Below are 19,572 nucleotides of genomic sequence, written 5' to 3'. Positions count from 1 at the left end.
TCCAGCGGGGTCATAGCTGAAGCGCAACGGCCGACCCGAGGAGTTCACCACCTCGATCAGCCGGCCGGCCCCGTCATAGCCATACCGGACAACCTCGGTGTCGGGTTCGCCCGCCCGCCCCCGCAACCGGATCGCAGTGACCAGCCCCTGCTGGGTGTCCACCACCAGCCGGTACCCACCCGAATGGGTGATCTCGGCGAGCGTCCCGTCGGCGGCGTCGTAGCCCAACTCCACCCGGTGGCCGTTACGATCAGTGATCGCAGCGAGTGGCAGGGCCACCTCCCGGGCACCGTCGGCCGGGAGCGCGAAGTGGAAAACGTGGCCCATCGCCGGGTCGGCCACCGTATAGGCACCGGCGGCGTCACGGGTCAACGGCCACCGTGGACCCTCCGCCGGCCACACCGTCGCACCAGGTGCGGGATGGGGGTAGGCGAACAGCACCCCGTCCGACGCGGCATAACACACGCCCTCCTCGTCGATCTCCAACCGAAGATCCAGCGTCGAACTCCACGACCGGCCAAACCACCGCCCCGCCCGATACGACGACAGATGGGTCCGCTGCAGCGCCCAGGCCAGCAGGCCGGGCAGCTCGACGTCGACCTGCGTGAGAATCATCTGCCCGCTCGCCATGTCCACCGGGTCGACCTTCAACACCCGGGACGCGGTGGTCTTGGTGAACTGATAGCCGGCCTGGAGCGTCTCCCGGACCCGGCCGGCCGCCCCCAGACCGTAGGCGGTCGCCGTGCGTACCTGCCGCAACGCCGCACCACCCACGGACCGCAACCCGGCACCGACCAGCCGCAGCCCCTCCCCGCGGGCCACCCCGCGGGCCAGCGCCGCGGCGGTCCGCCCCAACCGCGCGACGCTGACCACACCACGTCCACCCGGAATGAGACCCAACGCGTCCAGACCGAGCTGCCCTAACGACGCCTTACCCTGCGCATACTTCGCCAACGTGTCGGCGAAGACCACCGCACTCGCGACCAGCGCGATCGCCACCAGCGCCAGCCCGATCGGCCCGGAGATGAACAGCGCGACAACCCCCGCGACCATGGCGACATCCCGGCAGAGGTCGACAAAACTGTCCCAGGACCGAAACGGCGCCGACACCGCATTCCACGCCTTCGCATACCACGGCTTATTCTTGATCCCACTGCCGGCAAGCGCGTCCTCAATCCCGCGGGCACAGACGTGTGCCGCCTGCCCCCGCAGCTCCGCCGCGTCCCGAGCCAACCGGGCGGCCCGCGCCCGATCCGCGGCCGCGGCCTGCCCACGACCGGCCGCCGACCGCACCTGTTCCCGCAGATCCACCGCATCCCACGTCGCGATCGCCGCACCGATCGAGCCGTCGGACAACTCCGCCCGCGGCCACAACAGCAGCTCCCGCTCCGGTGGCAGCAGCGCCCGGACCGCACCCAACGCCGCCTGATACCGGCCGTCGGCGTCCACCCCCTGCCGCAGCGCACTGCCGGCCTGGGCTTTCGCGCCGGCGAGACCGGTCGAATAGGAAAACAGCGCATCGCCGCAACCGCGATAGGCCCGGGCAAGCCCGGCCAGCTCCTCGGGCAACTCCACCAGCGCCTCGGTGAACGCAGGCGCGTAATCACCGGCCATCGCCAGATCACCACCACCGCCCGCGATGGCCCGCAGGCGCGCGGTGTTGTGTTCGGCGAGCTCGGCCTGTTCCCGCAACCGGGCCGCCATCTCCCGCACGGCGTCCGGGTCACCCGGAGTCGGATCGCCGTCCAACTCCAGCACAGCCCAGTCGCTCACCGCCGTCCTCCCCGCCCACCCAGAGTCCCTCTGCTGAACGCCCGGTCAGCTGCCCGCGGACGCGCTGAGTGTGGCATCGAGCTGCTGATGCTGCGAAACAGCCAGTTTGAGGAAACCGCTCATGCCCGCCAACCCGCCGATGGCGCTCCTCGTGCCGGTGTTCCACTGGTCATACGAATCCCGGAACTTCCCGGACGCCTGATCCGTGATGAACCCGCTGCCGACCAGACTTTCGATCAAACCCTTCAGCTGACCCAGCTGGGTCTCCATTTCCTGCTGAGCGGCCGTGAGTCTGGACGCAGCGCTATCCAGCGCAGCATAGTCGACATGGACGTTGGCCATGACACTCTCCCTTTGTTAGATGAACCTGGGTCTGATGGATCTTCAATCGCACAGATCGACAAATATCTACCGGACAGGCACTAGGGCGAATTCGTGGCGTGCAACTGCTCCGGACGGTCCGGAGACCAGACCAGCGTGTCACTGATGGCGTTGAACACCTCGAACAATTCCTCGACGATATCAACATGCGGACTACTCAGCACAACATTGAGGACGCCGCGATCGCCCGGCACGGGAATGAGTGTCTGCATGACAACACCGTCGATCGGCACCCCGTCCGGCTCCGACCGCTCGATCCCACGCATACGTACAGCCCGGCCGGCCGCCATCTCGACAATCGTCACGGCCCGCCATGGGGATCTCCGGCCGGTCTGCGCCATGGCCGTGACCTGCGCCGCGATCGCCTCGGCCGTGTTGTCCGCGACGTTCGGCGCGCCGTCGGTATGGAACACCATGACACTTGCCACCAGGCCGTCGGAACCGTCCACGAGTTCGGCCGTGGCGGCGCAGTAAACAGCCCCCTGCCGCTCCGCCCGTGCGGCGACCTCCCGCAACAGCTTGAGCAAGGCCGACCGCTGTGGCCGCAACTGCGGGACCTGCGCGATGCGAGCGTCGACCAGACGCGCGAGGTCACCGGTGCGGCTGGCCCGCCACACGTCGAACTCGAACCAGGACCGGGGAATCCGGAGCGTGAACCAGGACGGCGCACCGGTGGCAGTCATGGTCACAATGCACCACTCGTCGCCACCGGCGACCCGGGCACCACCGCACCGGGGGATGTTGATCCACCGCCCTCGAGTGCGGTCGGCGTCAATACGCCGGCGAGCCCGGAATCCACCTCGGACACCCCCTCGGCCAGCCCACGAAGAAGACCGGACGCCCGCTCCGGCAACTTGTCCAGCGACTCACGGCTATCCGACGACTGGGTGACGAAATGATGCAGCGCCATCTCCACCTCCCCCGAGCCCGTCATGCCATGCAGGCCATCGAAGGTGGTGCCCAGGGAGGAGAGCGCACCGCGAATGTTCGCCAACTCGCCGGACACCTGCCGGGCGACCTCGGGGTCGCCCCCGAAGACACTCGCCGCCATTTACCACCCCTTCCGCGGCCACGTGGACCCACCACCGTCTGAGACGGTAACCGGCACTCCGCCAAGAAGCAACCACCGGGAACCGCCCAGGACCAGAAGAAACACGATCATGATTTTTCGCACGCTCGAAGGCGGCAAGGAGCCTTGCAAAACAACGCACCGGTCGTCGCGTCACGATGCGATACGCGCCCCCGAATACATCGCGGATCGCAGCACCTGTTTATCATGTGGTTACATCGGGCATGCGCCGTGACGGGTGCGCCCGCGAGTACACCACCAGGAGATCACGTGGGGCATGATCGGGCGAGCCAGGGTACGGGCGGGGGCTCACCGGGTCCGCCCATCGAGGGTTACCGGGATTTTCAGCGGATCGCGACCGGTGGGTTCAGCACCGTGTACACCGCTCACCAGGAACGTTTCGCGCGAACGGTCGCCGTAAAGGTTCTGGGCACCAACCTCGGGGACGCGAACGCACTGCGCCGGTTCACCCGCGAGTGCCAGGCATCCGGACGCCTGTCGCACCTCCCAGAGGTCATCACCGTGTACGACGCAGGCGCCACCGCCGATGACCGGCCCTTCATCGCGATGCAGTACTTCCCACGGGGATCGCTGGCGGACCGGATACATGGCGGCAACCAGCTGTCCGTGCTTGAAACCGTCGGCGTAGGGGTGTCCGTCGCCTGCGCGGTCGCTGCGGCGCATGATGCCAAAATTACTCATCGTGACGTCAAACCAGGAAATCTCCTGGTCTCCGATGATGGCTGCGCGGTGCTGAGCGATTTCGGGGTGGCAAGCATCCGCACCGACTCGGAGGAGTCGGTCAGCCTTGACGCGTTTACACCGGTCCACTGCGCGCCCGAGGTGCTCGACGGCCTGCGCTACTCGCCGGCGGCCGACATCTACGCGTTCGGCTCAACCCTGTACACCCTGCTTACCGGCACGGCTCCGTTCGCACCCCAGGCCGGCGACGGACCCGCGACGCTCATCCGCCGCATCCTCGCCGGCGATGCCGCGGAGCTCGACCCGGCCGTCGCCGAGCCGCTGCGGCTGTTGATCGGGTCCATGATGGCGGTCGATCCACAACAACGCCCGACCGCGGTCAGCCTTGTCCAGACGTTCAACAGCTTGCGGGACGTCATCGGAAGCGAGCCGCTGGCCCGACCGGTGCCAGCCGGAGATGACCTGGAACCCGACACACCGCGCCTTGCGCACACGCCATGCCTTGCGGACACGCCGCCGTTGGCGCCCGGGTTCCGCGAGGCGGTGGACACGCCCACCAGAACCCGGGCACGGCGAACACCGATGCCACCGCCCGTGCCGGTACCCGCGGGCACCGGCTCGGGTCACCGACGCCTTCGACGCGCGTGGTTGGCTACGGCCGCGGGTGCGGCAGCCGTACTCGTGGTGATCGCGGTACTGGCTGCCGTCCTACGAGGGGGTACCGACACAGCCCAGACGCGGACGGCGAAGTCCGTCATCCCGTCGGTGACGGCGTCACCGACACCCGGCGGGACCGATCCCGCGCCCTCAGGCGACCCGACATCGGCCGCTGGCACGATCAGCCCGGCGCCATCCAACTCCAACTCCGGAAGCGGAAGCGGAAGCGGATCGACGGACGCGGCGCCGGCGAACCCGGATTCGCTCCCACCGCCGGTGTCGGCCGCCGCGGCACCGCCCGCTGTGGGTCCATCCGCCGCCGGTCCGCCCGCCGCGGGTCCGGCGGATCCGCAACCTCGGGCGAGCAGCGCTCCGAGCGTCTCGTCCGCTCCGGCCCAGCCGGCCCAGCCGGCCCCTTCCACCGCCCCCCAACCGCAGCCGGCCTCGGTCGGCAGCTGTCCGGCGAGCAGCGAGTCGATCAACGACTACGCCGGACGACATTTCCCGACCATCTACACCTGCAGTACCTACGTGGGCTCGGCCGTCTACGCCAACGTCCGCTCCAACCAGGCTTCGGAAGACCTTGATGACAGCGGATACATGGACGGATCCGCAAAGGTATGGGTGATATGCCAGTACCAGGGCCGGTCGAACCCTGTCATCCAGGGAAACACCAACACCTGGTGGCTCTACACCCAGGGCGACTCCGGGAACTCCAACACCCATGGCTACACCGGTGCCTGGGGGTATCTGCCGGCAACCGCGGTATCCCAGGGTGGGCAGAACGAACCCATCCCCGGCGTGCCGTCCTGTCAATCCTATTATTGATCGCCGGCCAGTTGGGATCGTCGTTCAGTTCGGATCGTCTTCGCCTTTGAGCTGGACAACGACATAGCTTGTGAACGCGGCCTTGCAATCCGCGGCGTCCGCGGTGTAGCCCGCGACGTCTCTGAGGATGATGATGATGTCCTCGAAGACCTTTCCGTTGGTCAACGCGTCCCGTGACTCCTGTGCGAGCCTGGCCACCTCGACAGCGCTGCCCTTGCATCCGCTCGCCACCGTCTGGATGGCGCTGTCGTACCGCTGGATGGTCGCCAAGCTGGGATCCGCCTCGCCGTCGAGCAAGGCGAGCCGGTAGCCAGGCGTGTTCGGCGGTGGCGTCTCCTCAGGGTCCGCCGCTCCCCCGCCACACCCTGCCGTCAACGCGACGATCACCAGTGCCGCCGCTGCCCACCGTGCCCGCATTCGTCCCTCCGAGTCCGGTCGGCAGCATAGCCCGCCTGGGCGGAACAGCCTGGCGGGAGGCTGACTGAGCACCGGACCGCACGCGCGTGGACCGGTGACCTCCGACGCATCGACCGATACTTGGAGCGTCCGGTCGCCCTACCAGTGCCCGGCAACAGGGACGTGGGCGGCTTGTGATCTCACTGTTGGTTGTCCGACGTCTGGAAGGAGGCCACTTCGTGTCAGCTATCAGTGCACAAGCCCTCACCAAGGTGTTCACGACCCGCGCCGGCCCGGTACATGCGCTCGACGGCCTCGATCTGGAGGTCGCGCGGGGCACGGTCCTCGGTCTGCTCGGCCCCAACGGTGCCGGCAAGACCACGACCGTCCGCATACTGGCCACCCTGTTGCGGCCCGACAGCGGCCGGGCGACCGTACTCGGCCACGACGTGGTGCGCGACGCGCAGCAACTGCGCCGGCTCATCGGCCTGTCCGGGCAGTATGCCGCCGTCGACGAGAACCTCACCGCCGCCGAGAACCTGTGGATGTTCGGCAGGCTCTACCAGTTGCCGAGCCGCACCGCGCGCAGCCGCGCCGGCGAACTGCTCGAACAGTTCGCGCTGTCCGGCGCGGCGGACAGCATCGTCAAGACCTACTCCGGTGGTATGCGCCGCCGCCTTGACCTCGCCTCGGCTCTCATCGGCCACCCACAGCTGCTCTTCCTGGACGAGCCGACCACCGGTCTCGATCCGCGCAGTCGGGTTTCGATGTGGAACGTCATCCGCGATCTCGTCCGTGAAGGATCGACGTTGCTGCTGACGACGCAGTATCTGGAGGAAGCCGACGCGCTCGCAGACGTCATCGCCGTCGTCGACAACGGTAAGATCATCGCCCGTGGCACGGCCGCCGAGCTCAAGTCGCAGGTCGGCGGCGAACGGGTCGAGATCGTCGTCAACGACCCGGCGGACCTCGACCGGGCCCGGAATGTCATCTCCCGCCACTGCACCGCCGATACCGCTGGCGCTGCTGGCGCTGCTGGCACCGTCGTTGACGAGCGGGCGAAACGCCTGACCGCGCCCGCCGACGGTGGTATGCGCAAGCTCACCACCCTCATCCGGGCCCTTGACGAGGCTGGAATCGTGCTGGACGACTTCGGGCTACGCCGCCCGACTCTGGACGACGTGTTTCTCCGGCTCACCGGCCACGCCGCGCGGCAGAAGTCCGCCGAGGGCGATGGCGATGGCGATGGCGAGGGCGATGGCGATGGCGATGGCGATAAGACGGTTGACGCACGTGTGGGAAGAGCCTCGTGACAAGCCCCATGGACCCCGCGTACCCGGGCCGACGGATACACGATCATCCAGCTGCGCAGTCCCGGAGATCTCGCTGGAGACTGCGTGCGCCCGCCGCCAGCGCATCGGTCGTAGCCGACTCGCTGGTCGTCGCCTGGCGCAATCTGAAGCGGATCCCCCGTATCCCCGAGTTGGCGATCGTCGCGATCCTGCAGTCAGTGATGTTCGTACTGCTCTTCTCCTACGTGTTCGGCGGGGCGATCCCGCTGCCGGGAGGCGGCTCCTATCGCGAATACGTCATGGCAGGGATCATCGCGGAGACGCTTACCTTTGCGGCGGCGACCACCGCCATCGGCATCACCGACGACCTCGCCAAAGGCCTGATCGACCGCTTCCGCTCGCTGCCGATGGCCCGCTCGGCCTTCCTGACCGGGCGCACGGTCTCCGACGTCGTCTACAACGCCGTGATACTCGCGGTACTCATGCTCTCCGGCCTTGTCGTCGGTTGGCGGGTCCGCAACGGACCGATCCGCTTTCTCGCGGCGGTGGCCCTCGGGCTGCTGTTCGCCTACGCGATGGCCTGGATCGGTGTCTGGCTCGGCCTTCTGGTGCCGACCGTCGAGGTCGCCCAGCAGGTGGCGTTCACCGCGATCTTCCCCATCACGTTCCTGTCCAACGCCTTCGTCCCCATCCAGACGCTGCCCGGCTTCCTACAGCCGGTGGCGGAATGGAATCCGGTGAGCTCCCTGACCGCCGCGATGCGGGTTCTGTTCGGTAACCCGAATCCCTTCGGCAGCAGCGGCTTCCCCACGAAGCACCCGATACTTGCCACCTTGATCTGGGTCACGGTCCTCATCGTGATCTTCGCGTCACTCAGCATCCGCCGTTACCAGTCCATGTCGCGCTGAACACCAGCTGGGCACTGAGCACCGACTGTGCGCGGGCCCCGTCGGGAACACGCGAAGTTTTCCCTGGTACCAGCCTGTGATCGTGCAGAATCATTCGGACCACTGGTCCTGACGACGGGGAGACTGCTGTGCGCACCGATCGTTCGGATGTGGTCTGGGCGACCGCTGTCCGGGCGGTGGACGATGCGCAACACCGGACGACGTCATGGCTCAGGCTCGGCTGCGTCGCGCTGTTGTGGGCCGCAGCCGCGCGATTACCCGCAACCCAGCTCCCGCGGGGAGCCGGTCAGCTGGTGCTCATCACGGTGGGCTGCCCGATGGCGTTCATCCACGCCCGCCCTCGTCTGGTGGCGCGGTTGGAACGGATACCGGGTCTGCGCTGGCTCGCCGACCACCTGTTCCAGGCCCGGGGGCATGCCGAGGTTGACCTCCCTGGCCTGCTGGAGGCATTCGGCGCCCTCAGCACCGGGCTGCTGTTCGCCGGCCCGTGGGCGGTACCGGGGCTGTCGGCCAACGCCCGCTCGGTGGCTCTGCTCGCCCTCGTCGGCTTCACCTGGATGCTGTTTCTCAACATCGTGCTGGATGCGGGCTGGTACGCCCCGCCTGTCCCGGTGATCGTCGGCCCGGACCGCAGCACCGGCCCGCCAGCACCGTTCCTCGTGGTGCTCCGCCGCCTGATGCCGGTCGGCGCCAGCAGCCTCGTTCTTCTGATCATCGCCGTACCGTGGACGGCGGAGCTGACCGCGGTCCCGGCCGTGCTGCGCGTGTCGCTTGGGCTGAGCCCACTGCTCCTGCAGATCGTGTGGGTGTGTTTCGACCAGATACTCGCCGCCGCCGCGGAGACCGTCCGCGATGCGGAGGATGCGGTCCGCAAAGGTGTCGCGCAGGACCTGCACAGCCTCATCAAGAATGCCGTCCGGATCGTCGCCAACACCGTCGAGGCGCCAGCGCCGAACCATGCCGAGGTCCGCGCGCTCGTCCGGGACCTGCTGGTGGTGGTCGAGGAGGCACGCCTGGAACTGCTCCGGGGCGCAGGGGAACCGGGCCCACGCCTGTTCGCCACGCTGTGGAACGCCCTGGTGCGAGTTCTGCCGGACGGCATGCGGGGACGTTGCCGGCTTGCCGACGGCAGCGCTGACCTGGTGCTGTCCGGAACCGACTACCAGTTGGCCCGCCGGGTCATCGCCGATCTGGTGACCAACGCCTTCAAAGCCGGTGCGCAGCAGGTGGAAGTGTTCGTGACCACGATCCCGGACGGTGACTTTCCCTGGGTCGAGGTCCAGGTCCGTGACAACGGTCCGGGCATGCCGGCCGACGCATTGGCTGATCCGACTGGCAGCCTGCGGGTCCTGCAGTGGGAGATCCACCGCTACGGCGGACGCATCGCGTTCTTCAACGGTACGACTGCGAGTGCACATGCGGGCGAAGATACGGATATGGATACGGATACGGATACGGATACGGATACGGATACGGATACGGATACGGATACGGGATCGGGATCGGGATCGGGATCGGGAGCCACGGTGAACGTGCGCTGGCGTTCGCCGCAGCCGCGTTCGGGACTGCCATCCAGCCGGGCTCTGGAAAGGATATGACCATGCGTGTTCTTGTTGTCGACGACCTTCTGATGGCGGAGACCGAGGTCGCCCGCGCGCTGGAGGCGGACCGCGATGTCGAGGTGGTCGGCGTCCGTAATCCCACGGAACTGGCCGCATTACTCGACCGGGACGGCGACTTTCAACTCGCGCTGGTCGACCTGCACTACGGCAAGGAAACGCGCGAGAGCGGCCTGGCTGCCTTCGACGTTCTGTCCACACACGGCATTGCCAGCGTCGTGCACTCGGTCGACGAGGACAACAGGATGCTGTTCCTCCTGGCCGTGTTCAGGTTCTTCCCGGAGACGTGGACGGTCGTACCCAAAAGCGCCGGGCGCGGGCCGCTGCGGCGGGCCGTTGAGGCCGCGCAGGCCGGGCACCGTGCCGACGACACCGCGGCCCGCCCGTACAAACGCGCCGCACCCCTGCTGGACCAGCTCATCCGCCGTCCAACCGACCTGATCATCTGGCGGGCCATGCTGAACCACTTCCGCGAGCCGCAGGTGGCGCGTTCCGCGAACGTCTCGAAACGGGTCGTCTCCCAGTTCACGGCCGATCGCCGGCCTGTGGTCGCCCACATCGAGTCCGAGCTCCTGCACCGACGCAATCCCCCGGCCGCAGCGCCCGACGAACGCAACACAAACCTGCTTGAGGTGTCCGCATTCGCCCGGCTCAACGCCGACTTCTTCACCGATCCCACCGTCGACCGGCTCATCACCGGCGCGGCGCGGCCCAGGTGAGCGCCGGCTGGCTACCGTGGCTCGGGGTGCCGCTGTCCCACGGGCCGCTCGCCGCCGCCGTCACCGCGTTCGCGATCAGCCCGGGAATCCCGATACTGCTCGCGCGGACCCTCGAACAGCGCTGGTTACGACCACGGGAGCAGTTCGTCGCGTTCATCTACGGTGACCCGCTGCTCGCTGTGGCCACCGGTACCGGTACCGGTGTCTCCCACGGCACCGCACCGACCGCGGTGGCAAGCCTGACCAGCGGTGCCGGAGCTGTCGGCGTCGTCGTCACCTGGCTGGTATTCGGCCTGTGGCAGTGGTGGGACGAGGTCCGCAGCGGCTATTTCCTGCCCGCGCAGGCCGTCGCCCCCACCAAGGTGTGGCATCAGCTTCTGATCTATCCGGTACTGGGGTACCTCGGCATTGCGGCATCCATGGCCGGCCTGACCGCCGCCACGCACACCAGCACCGCCGCCGCCGCGAAAGCCCTCATCGGGGTGTGCGTCCTGGCCTGGCTCGGCGCCCACCTCTACGACCGGCGGCACCCGAAACTGGGCCACCCACCGTATGACTGGCGGCGGCTGCGACCCGCACCGCACCCGTGGCCACGGACATCAACCACCCTGCTCGCGGCCGCCACGCCGCCGCACCAAGGTCCGTGGGAGCAAGCGGCGGGCTCATGACAGCGGGGCTGTGGCGTGGCCCGTCGCAACCGTCAGGGTCGGTGCCTGGACCGGGGGCTTCGGCGTAGTCCCAGCCGACGTCGGGCTCAACGCCTTCGACGGCGTCGGGGCCGGAGCCTTGGACGGCGTTGCGGCCGGTGTTGTCGACGGTGCCTGGGATGGCGTCGCCGCGGCAGACCCGGTCGGACCCACGGACGACACGATCATCGACACTGCGCAGGGTGCCGGCGATGACGCGTTCGGTGCGGGTGTGGGCGCGGGCTGGCATGCGCCCACAGTCGGTGACGCCGAAGATGGCCCGGAGCCGGTCGGCGATGTCGTGGGCTCAGCGGCCTTCGGCGCGGGCGGCAATACCTTCACCTGCTGGGTCGCGTACTGCGGCGCGGCCTTCACCTGCTGAACGTTCTGGATCCGGACGCCGTGCACGTTGCTCCGGAGGTTCAACGTGACCACGTTCCGGTTGGTCGTGATGGCAGAGTCACCATCGGTCAGGAAGCGGAGCTTGTCCGGAACGTGGATGCCGAACACGCTGTCCATGGCAACGCCACGGATCGGGTGTCGGACGACGAGCAGGGTGCCGTCCGGCGGGGCCTGAATCTTCTTCGACCCGTACGTCTGGACACCGAAGGTTCCCAGCGGAGTCACAACCTCCGATTTAACACTCCAGGTGATGGACCCATCACTGGCAAGCGTGAGCTCGAACGGGAGAAGCGGCGGCTGGTATGTGCCCGCCCATTCGCAGCCGACAAGGAGCAGCGTCAGCGCGAGCGCCGACCCTACGGCCTTCCCAACGCCGAACGACCGATGGCTGAACGACCGATGGCTGAACGACCGATGGCTGAACGGCCAATGAATAAACAAACGATCACTGATCGATCGACGCATGATCCGCCCCCGTGGCATGGTCTGGACCACCATGCCCGATGGTCCCCACAGAGACGATAAAACACCGCGGCAACAAAACACGAGTCGGCTTTCCGACCGCTAGGCGACCTGATAGGTACAGGACCTGACAGGTACGCCCAGCGCACCGGTAGTCATCGTGCCGCGGGGCCGCCGGGCCGCCGCAGATCTCGTAAATTTACCGGATCGGCACTCTAGCGAACTGCTAGTGTGCTGCTTTCATGTGTCCGTCAATATGGGATGTGCTCTTGCCCGCTTTCACGTGGACGAGCGCGCCGGGGTACCCCGATGGCGTCGTTGCCCCCCACCACAGCCGGGCATAGCCAGGTGCATCAATCATGACCATGTAGTCGGCGGTGAACAATCCTTCCGTGTCACCCTCACGGCCAACGAGAGTAGTGACGGTGTACCGACCCTGGGTATCGGTCGATGCGTCACCGCACTGCTCACCCTCATCCACACATGCCGAGATCTTGGCGTTGGGAATGGGTGCACCGGTAACCGAGTCGGTGACCATACCAAGGATCTTGCCGCCAAGTTGGAGCTTCAGCGTCCGTCCTGACTTCACCGCGCCTGAGCGAATCGTGACATCGCCAGCGTCATAGTTATGTACATACGGGGCGACGGCCCGGATGGACACCGCGTAGGTCCCTGCCGCCAGACCGGTAATCGAATAACTCCCGTCCGAAGCGCTGTCCGCCGTGCCCCCACCTGGACCCCCTGCACGCGGGCGCATGAAAACGGTCACTCCGGACACTGGGGCGCCACCGGTCGCGGCGACCACCGTGCCGGACACCCCACCAGTCGTCGCAGCCCAAGCAGCCGTGCCGGTAACAAGCCCGCCGCCGACGGTAAGCGCGGCAACCGCGACGAACAAGACAAGAGAATTCCTGATGAACTTCATAAACATAATGACCTTCATGAGCACTGACTTCCCCCAAAAATCTTCGCTCGTGTGCCATGCAGCCCCGCGACCGCGTCGGCCCTCAATCATGAGCAGGGCCGTCGGCGGCTGATGTTTTGGAAAGGCGACTACCGGCTGGGCCGTGAGAACGTGTGTCGAGATGCGCGAGCAGGCCATTTCCTGCCACGCCTGCCGGATCAATCAAGATTATAAATATCTAATCCTGAGAATACGCGACAGTTCTCAACGAATACCCACGGACAGGGCACCGTCACGGCTACCGACGGGCGCGGTTCCAGTTGGGCAAGCCCACCTGGACGCCAACCAGGACTACAACCTGACCACCGACGGCTGGGCGGCCAGCCTGGCCCGATCCGCCCGCCGCGACCGGGCAGATCACGGGGTACGGATCAAACCCGTCGACCCCTACCCACCCGGCGATGATCGGCGCGAGTTTGTCGTTAGGTACGCTTTTCGGCCCGAAAAGCGTACACATGGACAAACTCGCGCCGATCTTGCTGACGGCTGACGGCCGAGCGACCCGATCCGACGCCGAGCGACGCCAGCCGGGGCTAGTTCACCTGGCCCAGGGGTCGGCCCGGAAGGGGGCGGGGGATTTCCGTAAGGCGCAGGGTCTTCGCGGTCGTCGCCATGGTCTGGAGCGCGAGTTCCGGATTGTCGGAGAGTCTCCGACCAAAAGTGGGGATCAACTCGCCCAACGCCGGCTGCCATTTATCGTAGCGGTCGGGGAAGCATCGCTGAAGCAGATCAAGCATGATCGGCACTGCGGTGGATGCACCGGGAGAAGCACCGAGGACGCCGGCGATGGTCCCGTCCCCGGAAGCGACGACTTCAGTTCCGAACTGGAGGACACCGCCCTTTTTTGAGTCCTTCTTGACGATCTGCGCACGCTGGCCGGCGGTGATTATTCGCCAGTCCCTGGCGGTGCCACCGGGGACGAACTTCCGGAGTTCGTCGATCTTCTTCTTCCGGGTCGCCGTCAGCGCGTTCAGCAACAGCGCGACCAGGGCGATGTTGTCCCTGGCCATGGCGATCAGCGGAATGATATTGTGCCGACGGATGGACTTCGGCAGATCGAAGATGGAGCCGTTCTTGAGGAACTTCGGGCTCGATCCGGCGTAGGGGCCGAACAGGATCGACGCACTTCCGTCGACAACTCTGGTATCGAGGTGCGGCATCGACATCGGTGGTGCACCGATCGGCGCCTTCCCATATACCTTCGCCTGGTGCCGGGCGACGAGCGCCGGATTGTCGGTGCGGAGGAACTGTCCGCTGATGGGCAAAAGGGCGAATCCGCACGCCTCGGGTATACCTGATTTCTGCAGGACCTTCAGCGCCCAACCGCCCGCCCCGACGAAGACGAACCGCGCGGTGACGTCCTTCGTCTTCCCGCTCGTCCGGTGGTGGACCCGCAACCGCCAGGTGCCGTCAGGTGCCTGGGCAAGACTTTTGATCTCCTGGTTGAGATGGATCCGCACCCCGGACGACTCCAGTGACCTGAACAGCTGCCGGCTCAGGGAACCGAAATCCACATCGGTTCCGGATATGTCGCGGGTCGCGGCGATCGGCTCACCGGGTTTGCGCTGTTCGATCAGCAATGGCGCCCAACGCTGAATCACCGCCGGATCATCGCTGAATTCCATGGCGGCGAAGAGCGGCTCGGCCCGCAACGCCTCGTATCGCCGCCGGAGAAAGTCGACGTCCGCCGCCCCCTGGACGAATGTCATGTGCGGCATCGAGTTGATGAATGTTTCCGGATCGCCGATCGTCCCGTCTTCCACGAGATGCGACCAGAGCTGGCGGCTAACCTGAAACTGCTCATTGATATTGATGGCCTTCCGCACGTCGATGGTGCCGTCCGGAAGTTCGCTGGTGTAGTTCAGCTCGCACAGTGCTGCGTGACCGGTACCCGCGTTGTTCCATGGATCCGAACTCTCCTCGGCCACCCCGGGCAGTCTTTCGTACACATCAATCGACCAGTCCGGCTGGAGTCTGTGCAGCAGGGTACCAAGTGTGGCGCTCATGACTCCAGCGCCTATGAGGACGACGTCAGCGGTCTGACTGGCGTTATACGTGGTGAACGACTGCGGATTCATGTGGCCCTCGGCCTTCTTTCGCGATTCTCGTGCCTAGCACAAGTTCAGCGCACGGCCCGGCTATACGCAGCGAAAATTGAATCTATGAGGTCTGAATCACGCGGCTGAATGACCCTGCCAACCCCGGGCACACCGTCTGGTATGGACACCGGCCGGTGTTGTGAAGGCCTGGATGCCCGATGAGCTGGGCTGACGGACGTGCGGAGGAATCGCCGTCCGGTCATCCAGGATATTGCGAGACAGAATTGTTACACGTCCCTAACATGGCGCTTTCACGAAGGATTCAAGCCGAGGTGAAACGGCGACCGGTAAATAGGTCGGAAGGCCTTTCCGGGGAGGGCGAACGGTGACCGTCGACGCGGCTCCTGGCGCCGGTCACCCGACCGCGGCCGGTCCACCTCCGGGGTGGGCCCGCGATGGGCACCCGATCCATCCACACCACCGCAGCCTGCGCAGGGTCTGTGGCCGTATCATCTCTGGCGTCATGACCGCCTCGCCCAGCCAGGGGTGACTCGCCCAGCCAGGGGTGATCGGTGTCCAAGCAGGTCGGCCCATACGAGCTCATCGAACGTCTCGGCAGTGGCGGCATGGGCGAGGTGTATGTAGCGTTCGACCCTCGGCACAACAGGAAAGTCGCGCTGAAGCTGCTGTCGACCCGGGCATTGAGTGATCCGGAGCTCGCGGAGCGATTCCGCCGGGAGTGTCAGCTGGCCGCACAAATAGATCATCCGCACGTGCTGCCGGTTTTCGAGTACTCGACCGCCGACATACCGTACATCGCGATGCCCCTCGTCGACGGCACCGACCTGGCCACCGTGATCAGGAACGGCCCGCTTCCACGGGAACGGGCGGTGGCCATCGTTGAGCAGGTCGCCGCGGCGCTGGACGCCGCGCACTGCAAGGGACTGCGCCACCGCGACGTGAAACCGTCCAATATTCTCCTGAAACCCGGCGCGCGACCGAATACCGATCACGCCTGGCTGTTCGACTGGGGCATTGCGCAGCCGATCGACACCAGCGGCGCGCCACCGGTGACCCGCATAGGGCAACTTGTCGGGACGCCGCACTACGTGGCGCCGGAACGGCTCGTGGCACCGGAACGGCTCGCCAGTGGCACCGTCGACCATCGAGCCGATGTGTACTCACTGGCTGTCGTGCTGTACGAGTGCCTGGCCGGGCGCAGACCGTTCGTGGGAAATGATGTGGCAATGGTGCTCGTCGCACATGTTCTCCATGCCCCGGATCCACTCTCGGATCAGCTGCCGGCCGGACTGCGCGCCGTGGTAGCCAAGGGCCTCGCGAAAAACCCTGATGATCGCTACCAGTCGGCCGGGGATCTCGCAGCTGCGGCCCGCGCGGCGCTTGAGGAGCCGGCCGGGACCATGCCCGGGGTGCCGGCTGGGGATGCGGCTGGGGATGCGTCGGCGCAGGACACGGTCACCCAGCCGGCGCCCATGCCGCCGTGGCCGCCGCTGCCGCGTGACTCACCGGCAGTACCCGAGTCTGTCCCGCCGGCGATTGGCGGGACAAGCGGCCGGCCAGGCGGCCGGACAAGCGGCCGGACAAGCGGCCGGCCAGGGGTGCTGGTGCCGGTCATCGTGGGCGGCGGCGCCGGGTCTCTGGTCGCGGTCGTCCTCTTCCTGATCGGCCGGGTCGACAGCCCGACGCTGGCATGGGTCTTGCCGGCTCTGGCCGCCGCGGGAATATTCCTTGCGATCGCTGTAAAAGGCTGGGCCGCCCGCCCGGAGCCCGATGAGCAGACAGGGGCGCAGCCGTCGAATCCCACGCGCGACGCCGGCCCCGGAGGGTCCCCGCTGTCGCGGCTGTAAAGTTTCGCCGGAATAGCGGTCAACGGCAGGACGGTTGGGGGACCTGGCCATGCGGACACCGCAGGGAATGTATTTCCGCGGCTCACAGCGAAGCAGCTTGATCATCAGACTTGTCCTCCTTGTCGCCAGCGTCGCGCTCATCGTCGTGGTCACCGTCGTGATCGCCAAGACCCCCGGGCCGTCGTCGGCGCAGTGTGACGCGGGGCCGCTGACCGCTGTGCGCGGCGTCATCGGATCGGAGAAGGAGGCATTCTTCAAGGACCAGCGGGTGAGCGCGCGGTTCGTCTGCGCCGGGCTGAGCGTCACCGTCGACGCGAGCGGGTCACGCGAAATGCTCACCGCGCTCGAACGCCCCAACCGTGACGGCTACGGCTTCGCGTTTCCGGGCAGTACCGCGACCGCAAAAAAGATCATGAACGAGCTGGCCATCACCGACAGCTTCAAACCGTTCTCCTCGCCGATGGCCGTGGCCACGTTCAAAGACGTCGTCGACGTGCTCACCAAGGCCGCCATCGTCCAGCCCGCGTCAGACGGCGGCATGGTCGTGGACGTCAAGGCGCTGCTCGACGTCGCCCGCAAGGGCACTCTGTGGGACCAGTTGCCGGGCAACGACAACCCCAGAACCAGGTGGCACAAGGCAGTACGACTCATGACGACCGATCCGCAGGATTCCAATTCCGCGATCATGTTTTTGTCGATTGCCTCGCTGGTGGCCAACGGCGGTCTCGTGGTGACCACGGCAGCGGATGTGCAGAAGGTGCTGCCCGATCTGTGCCGGCTGGTTATCGATCAAGGGGAGAAGCCGGACACCAGCCAGGTGCTGTTCGACCGCTACCTCGTCGACGGCATGGGACGGATCCCGATGGCGCTGATCTACGAGGCCCAGTTCGTGGCGGAGGCTCCGGGGCAGAAGCCCACCCTCACGCCCGACATGGTGCTGCTGTATCCCAGGCCCACTGTCTACTCCGAGCACACGCTGATCCCGTTGGACGATGCCGGCCACCGGGTCGGGCAGGCGCTGCGGGACGACCCGGAGCTCGCACGCCTCGCCGCGGAGCACGGCTTCCGCCCGGCGAGGGCCACCAGCCAGCCGATCAGCAGCCGCCGGGCGCCCGTCGACACCGTCGGGTCGCCATCCTTCGAAGTGCTGGAAAGCATGATCGATTCCCTCAAGTCGACTGAGGCAAACGCCCGGCCGTGTGCCTGATGAGTGTCCATCCGTTGAGGCGCGTCGCAGTCGCCGTGGCTGTGGCTGTCACCGCCGTGTTCGCCGCGGCCGCATGCACCTCGGGGAACCCGCCGGTCGGCCCAAGCGGCACGTCGTCGAGCACGCCGTCCACAGTGCGGGTCACGCCGGGCCCGCCCACGACCCTTCGGGTACTCGCCGGCAGCGAGCTGGCGGACATGCAACCGATTCTCGACGAAGCCGCCAAAGCCACCGGCGTCACGGTGAAGATGACCTTCACCGGCACTCTGGACGGGGCGCAGACCGTTGCCGAGGGTCGCGCCGACGGCGTCTACGACGCGGTGTGGTTCTCCTCCACCCGCTACCTGGAGACCATCCCGGCGGCCAGGCAACGGCTCGCGAGCTCGTCGCGGATCATGGGCTCCCCGGTGGTACTCGGGCTGCGCGAACCGGTGGCACGGCGCCTGGGCTGGGACAGGACTCCGGTGACCTGGTCGGACATCGCCGACGCCGCGAAACGCGGTGAGTTCACCTTCGCCATGACCGATCCGGCCGCGTCGAACACCGGCTTCTCCGCGCTCGTCGCCGTCGCGTCCGCGCTGGAGGGCAGCGGCCGGGTCCTCGACGCCGCCGCGATCGAACGGGTCTCGGCGTCACTCACCGGATTCTTCGCGGCCCAGCGGCTGACCGCGGGCTCGTCGGGCTGGCTCACCGACGCGTTCCTGCGCAGGAACCTCGGCGCCGACCCCGGCCCGGCACTGGACGGGCTGATCAACTACGAAGCGTCCCTAATAGCCGTGAACCGGACGCGGAAGCTGCCCGAGCCGCTCGTGCTCGTGTATCCCACAGACGGCGTGGTCAGCGCGGACTACCCCCTCACCCTCCTCGCCGGCGTCGGCGACGCCGCCCGCACGGCGCACCAGCGGCTGGCCGACTACCTGCGCATGCCCGATGTGCAGCGAGCGATCGTGGAGCGGACCGCGCGGCGGGCCGCGCTGCCGGGCATCGCACTCCCACCGGGACTACCCGACGGGCTCGTCGAGCTCCCCTTCCCGGGCACCAGATCCGCCATCGACGCGCTGCTCACCGCCTACTTCGACCGCATTCGGCGCCCCTCGCGCACGGTCTACGTCCTCGATGTCTCCGGGTCGATGGCCGGTGCACGACTGAACGCCCTACAGCAGGCGCTCAGCGGCCTGACCGGCACGGATACCTCCCTGTCCGGCCAGTACTGCCGCTTCCGCAGCCGCGAGGACGTCATCCTGCTGCCGTTCAACCAGACCCCGGGCAAACCGCTGGCCTTCACCATCGACGAGCAGAACCCACAGCCGTCCCGCGACGCCGTCCGGACGGCCATCACCGGTCTGCGTGCCGGCGGTGACACCGCGGTGTACGACAGCCTTGTCAGCGCGTACAAGGTGCTCGACAGTGCAACCGACCAGGACCGCTTCAGCAGTATCGTGCTCATGACCGACGGTGAGAGCAACAGTGGCCGCTCGCTGGCCGACTTCCAGGCATTCGTGGCCTCCCGGTCCGGCGCCACGCCGGTTCCGGTGCCGGTGCCGGTATTTCCGATCCTGTTCGGCGAGGCCGCGGAGTCGCAGATGCAGGCAATCGCCAC

General features: G+C 67.0%; 17 protein-coding genes. 10 read left to right on the top strand and 7 right to left on the bottom strand.

What is annotated here, in order from left to right:
• The 4 genes from U9977_RS05765 to U9977_RS05750 form a co-directional block, all read right to left on the bottom strand.
• A partial coding sequence (locus tag U9977_RS05765; RefSeq protein WP_322748123.1) for an RHS repeat domain-containing protein occupies nucleotides 1-1,773 on the bottom strand: 1,773 nt, incomplete at its 3' end.
• A gap of 45 nt (nucleotides 1,774-1,818) precedes the next feature.
• The gene (locus U9977_RS05760; protein WP_322748122.1) at nucleotides 1,819-2,115 is read right to left on the bottom strand and encodes a WXG100 family type VII secretion target; all 297 of its coding nucleotides are present in this window, start codon (nucleotides 2,113-2,115) and stop codon (nucleotides 1,819-1,821) included.
• Between the two features lie 80 nt (nucleotides 2,116-2,195).
• The gene (locus U9977_RS05755; protein WP_322748121.1) at nucleotides 2,196-2,837 is read right to left on the bottom strand and encodes a hypothetical protein; all 642 of its coding nucleotides are present in this window, start codon (nucleotides 2,835-2,837) and stop codon (nucleotides 2,196-2,198) included.
• A 2-nt stretch (nucleotides 2,838-2,839) separates the two neighbouring features.
• The gene (locus U9977_RS05750) at nucleotides 2,840-3,205 is read right to left on the bottom strand and encodes a hypothetical protein (protein ID WP_322748120.1); all 366 of its coding nucleotides are present in this window, start codon (nucleotides 3,203-3,205) and stop codon (nucleotides 2,840-2,842) included.
• A gap of 288 nt (nucleotides 3,206-3,493) precedes the next feature.
• Between U9977_RS05750 and U9977_RS05745 the strand changes: the two genes are divergently transcribed.
• Complete coding sequence (locus U9977_RS05745; protein WP_322748119.1) at nucleotides 3,494-5,410, top strand: serine/threonine-protein kinase; 1,917 nt, start codon at nucleotides 3,494-3,496, stop codon at nucleotides 5,408-5,410.
• Nucleotides 5,411-5,434: 24 nt separating this feature from the next.
• Here the strand turns inward: U9977_RS05745 and U9977_RS05740 are convergent, their stop codons facing one another.
• Complete coding sequence (locus U9977_RS05740; RefSeq protein ID WP_322748118.1) at nucleotides 5,435-5,797, bottom strand: hypothetical protein; 363 nt, start codon at nucleotides 5,795-5,797, stop codon at nucleotides 5,435-5,437.
• 248 nt (nucleotides 5,798-6,045) lie between these two features.
• Here U9977_RS05740 and U9977_RS05735 point away from each other — a divergent pair, with 248 nt between their 5' ends.
• The 6 genes from U9977_RS05735 (at nucleotide 6,046) to U9977_RS05710 (ending at nucleotide 11,412) form a co-directional block, all read left to right on the top strand.
• Nucleotides 6,046-7,119, top strand: coding sequence for an ATP-binding cassette domain-containing protein (locus U9977_RS05735; RefSeq protein WP_416210483.1), 1,074 nt, complete (start codon nucleotides 6,046-6,048; stop codon nucleotides 7,117-7,119).
• A complete protein-coding gene (locus U9977_RS05730; RefSeq protein WP_322748117.1) occupies nucleotides 7,116-8,006 on the top strand; it encodes an ABC transporter permease in 891 nt (296 codons plus the stop codon). Before U9977_RS05735 ends, U9977_RS05730 begins: the two co-directional genes overlap by 4 nt.
• A gap of 128 nt (nucleotides 8,007-8,134) precedes the next feature.
• Nucleotides 8,135-9,604: an ATP-binding protein gene (locus U9977_RS05725; RefSeq protein ID WP_322748116.1), complete on the top strand. Its 1,470-nt coding sequence runs from the start codon at nucleotides 8,135-8,137 to the stop codon at nucleotides 9,602-9,604.
• A gap of 2 nt (nucleotides 9,605-9,606) precedes the next feature.
• Entirely contained in the window at nucleotides 9,607-10,344 is a 738-nt protein-coding gene (locus tag U9977_RS05720; RefSeq protein WP_322748115.1) for a hypothetical protein, read from the top strand.
• Nucleotides 10,341-11,012, top strand: coding sequence for a hypothetical protein (locus U9977_RS05715; protein ID WP_322748114.1), 672 nt, complete (start codon nucleotides 10,341-10,343; stop codon nucleotides 11,010-11,012). The genes U9977_RS05720 and U9977_RS05715 overlap by 4 nt, the downstream gene beginning before the upstream one ends.
• A gap of 10 nt (nucleotides 11,013-11,022) precedes the next feature.
• Entirely contained in the window at nucleotides 11,023-11,412 is a 390-nt protein-coding gene (locus tag U9977_RS05710; RefSeq protein WP_322748113.1) for a hypothetical protein, read from the top strand.
• 708 nt (nucleotides 11,413-12,120) lie between these two features.
• Here U9977_RS05710 and U9977_RS05705 read toward each other — a convergent pair.
• Together U9977_RS05705 and mqo are read right to left on the bottom strand one after the other, a co-directional pair.
• Entirely contained in the window at nucleotides 12,121-12,837 is a 717-nt protein-coding gene (locus U9977_RS05705; protein WP_322748132.1) for a carboxypeptidase-like regulatory domain-containing protein, read from the bottom strand.
• 554 nt (nucleotides 12,838-13,391) lie between these two features.
• Nucleotides 13,392-14,936, bottom strand: a complete 1,545-nt coding sequence (mqo, locus tag U9977_RS05700) for a malate dehydrogenase (quinone) (protein WP_322748112.1) — start codon at nucleotides 14,934-14,936, stop codon at nucleotides 13,392-13,394.
• 533 nt (nucleotides 14,937-15,469) lie between these two features.
• Here mqo and U9977_RS05695 point away from each other — a divergent pair.
• The 3 genes from U9977_RS05695 to U9977_RS05685 form a co-directional block, all read left to right on the top strand.
• Nucleotides 15,470-16,765: a serine/threonine-protein kinase gene (locus tag U9977_RS05695; protein WP_322748111.1), complete on the top strand. Its 1,296-nt coding sequence runs from the start codon at nucleotides 15,470-15,472 to the stop codon at nucleotides 16,763-16,765.
• Between the two features lie 97 nt (nucleotides 16,766-16,862).
• Nucleotides 16,863-17,972 carry a hypothetical protein gene (locus tag U9977_RS05690; RefSeq protein ID WP_322748110.1) on the top strand — a complete coding sequence of 370 codons (1,110 nt, stop codon included), beginning with the start codon at nucleotides 16,863-16,865 and terminating at the stop codon, nucleotides 17,970-17,972.
• A 14-nt stretch (nucleotides 17,973-17,986) separates the two neighbouring features.
• The coding region (locus U9977_RS05685; RefSeq protein ID WP_322748109.1) for a substrate-binding domain-containing protein at nucleotides 17,987-19,572 on the top strand (1,586 nt) is incomplete at its 3' end.

Source organism: Protofrankia sp. Cas8 (assembly GCF_963555845.1).
Lineage (GTDB): Bacteria > Actinomycetota > Actinomycetes > Frankiales > Frankiaceae > Protofrankia.
This window is presented reverse-complemented; position numbering and strand designations above follow the sequence as displayed.

Excerpts from the sequence above, each read along its gene's own strand:
- U9977_RS05720 (WP_322748115.1), top strand. The coding sequence starts at position 9,607 with ATGCGTGTTCTTGTTGTCGACGACCTTCTGATGGCGGAGACCGAGGTC.
- U9977_RS05760 (WP_322748122.1), bottom strand. The coding sequence starts at position 2,115 with ATGGCCAACGTCCATGTCGACTATGCTGCGCTGGATAGCGCTGCGTCC.
- mqo (WP_322748112.1), bottom strand. The coding sequence starts at position 14,936 with ATGAATCCGCAGTCGTTCACCACGTATAACGCCAGTCAGACCGCTGAC.
- U9977_RS05755 (WP_322748121.1), bottom strand. The coding sequence starts at position 2,837 with ATGACTGCCACCGGTGCGCCGTCCTGGTTCACGCTCCGGATTCCCCGG.
- U9977_RS05750 (WP_322748120.1), bottom strand. The coding sequence starts at position 3,205 with ATGGCGGCGAGTGTCTTCGGGGGCGACCCCGAGGTCGCCCGGCAGGTG.
- U9977_RS05705 (WP_322748132.1), bottom strand. The coding sequence starts at position 12,837 with ATGAAGGTCATTATGTTTATGAAGTTCATCAGGAATTCTCTTGTCTTG.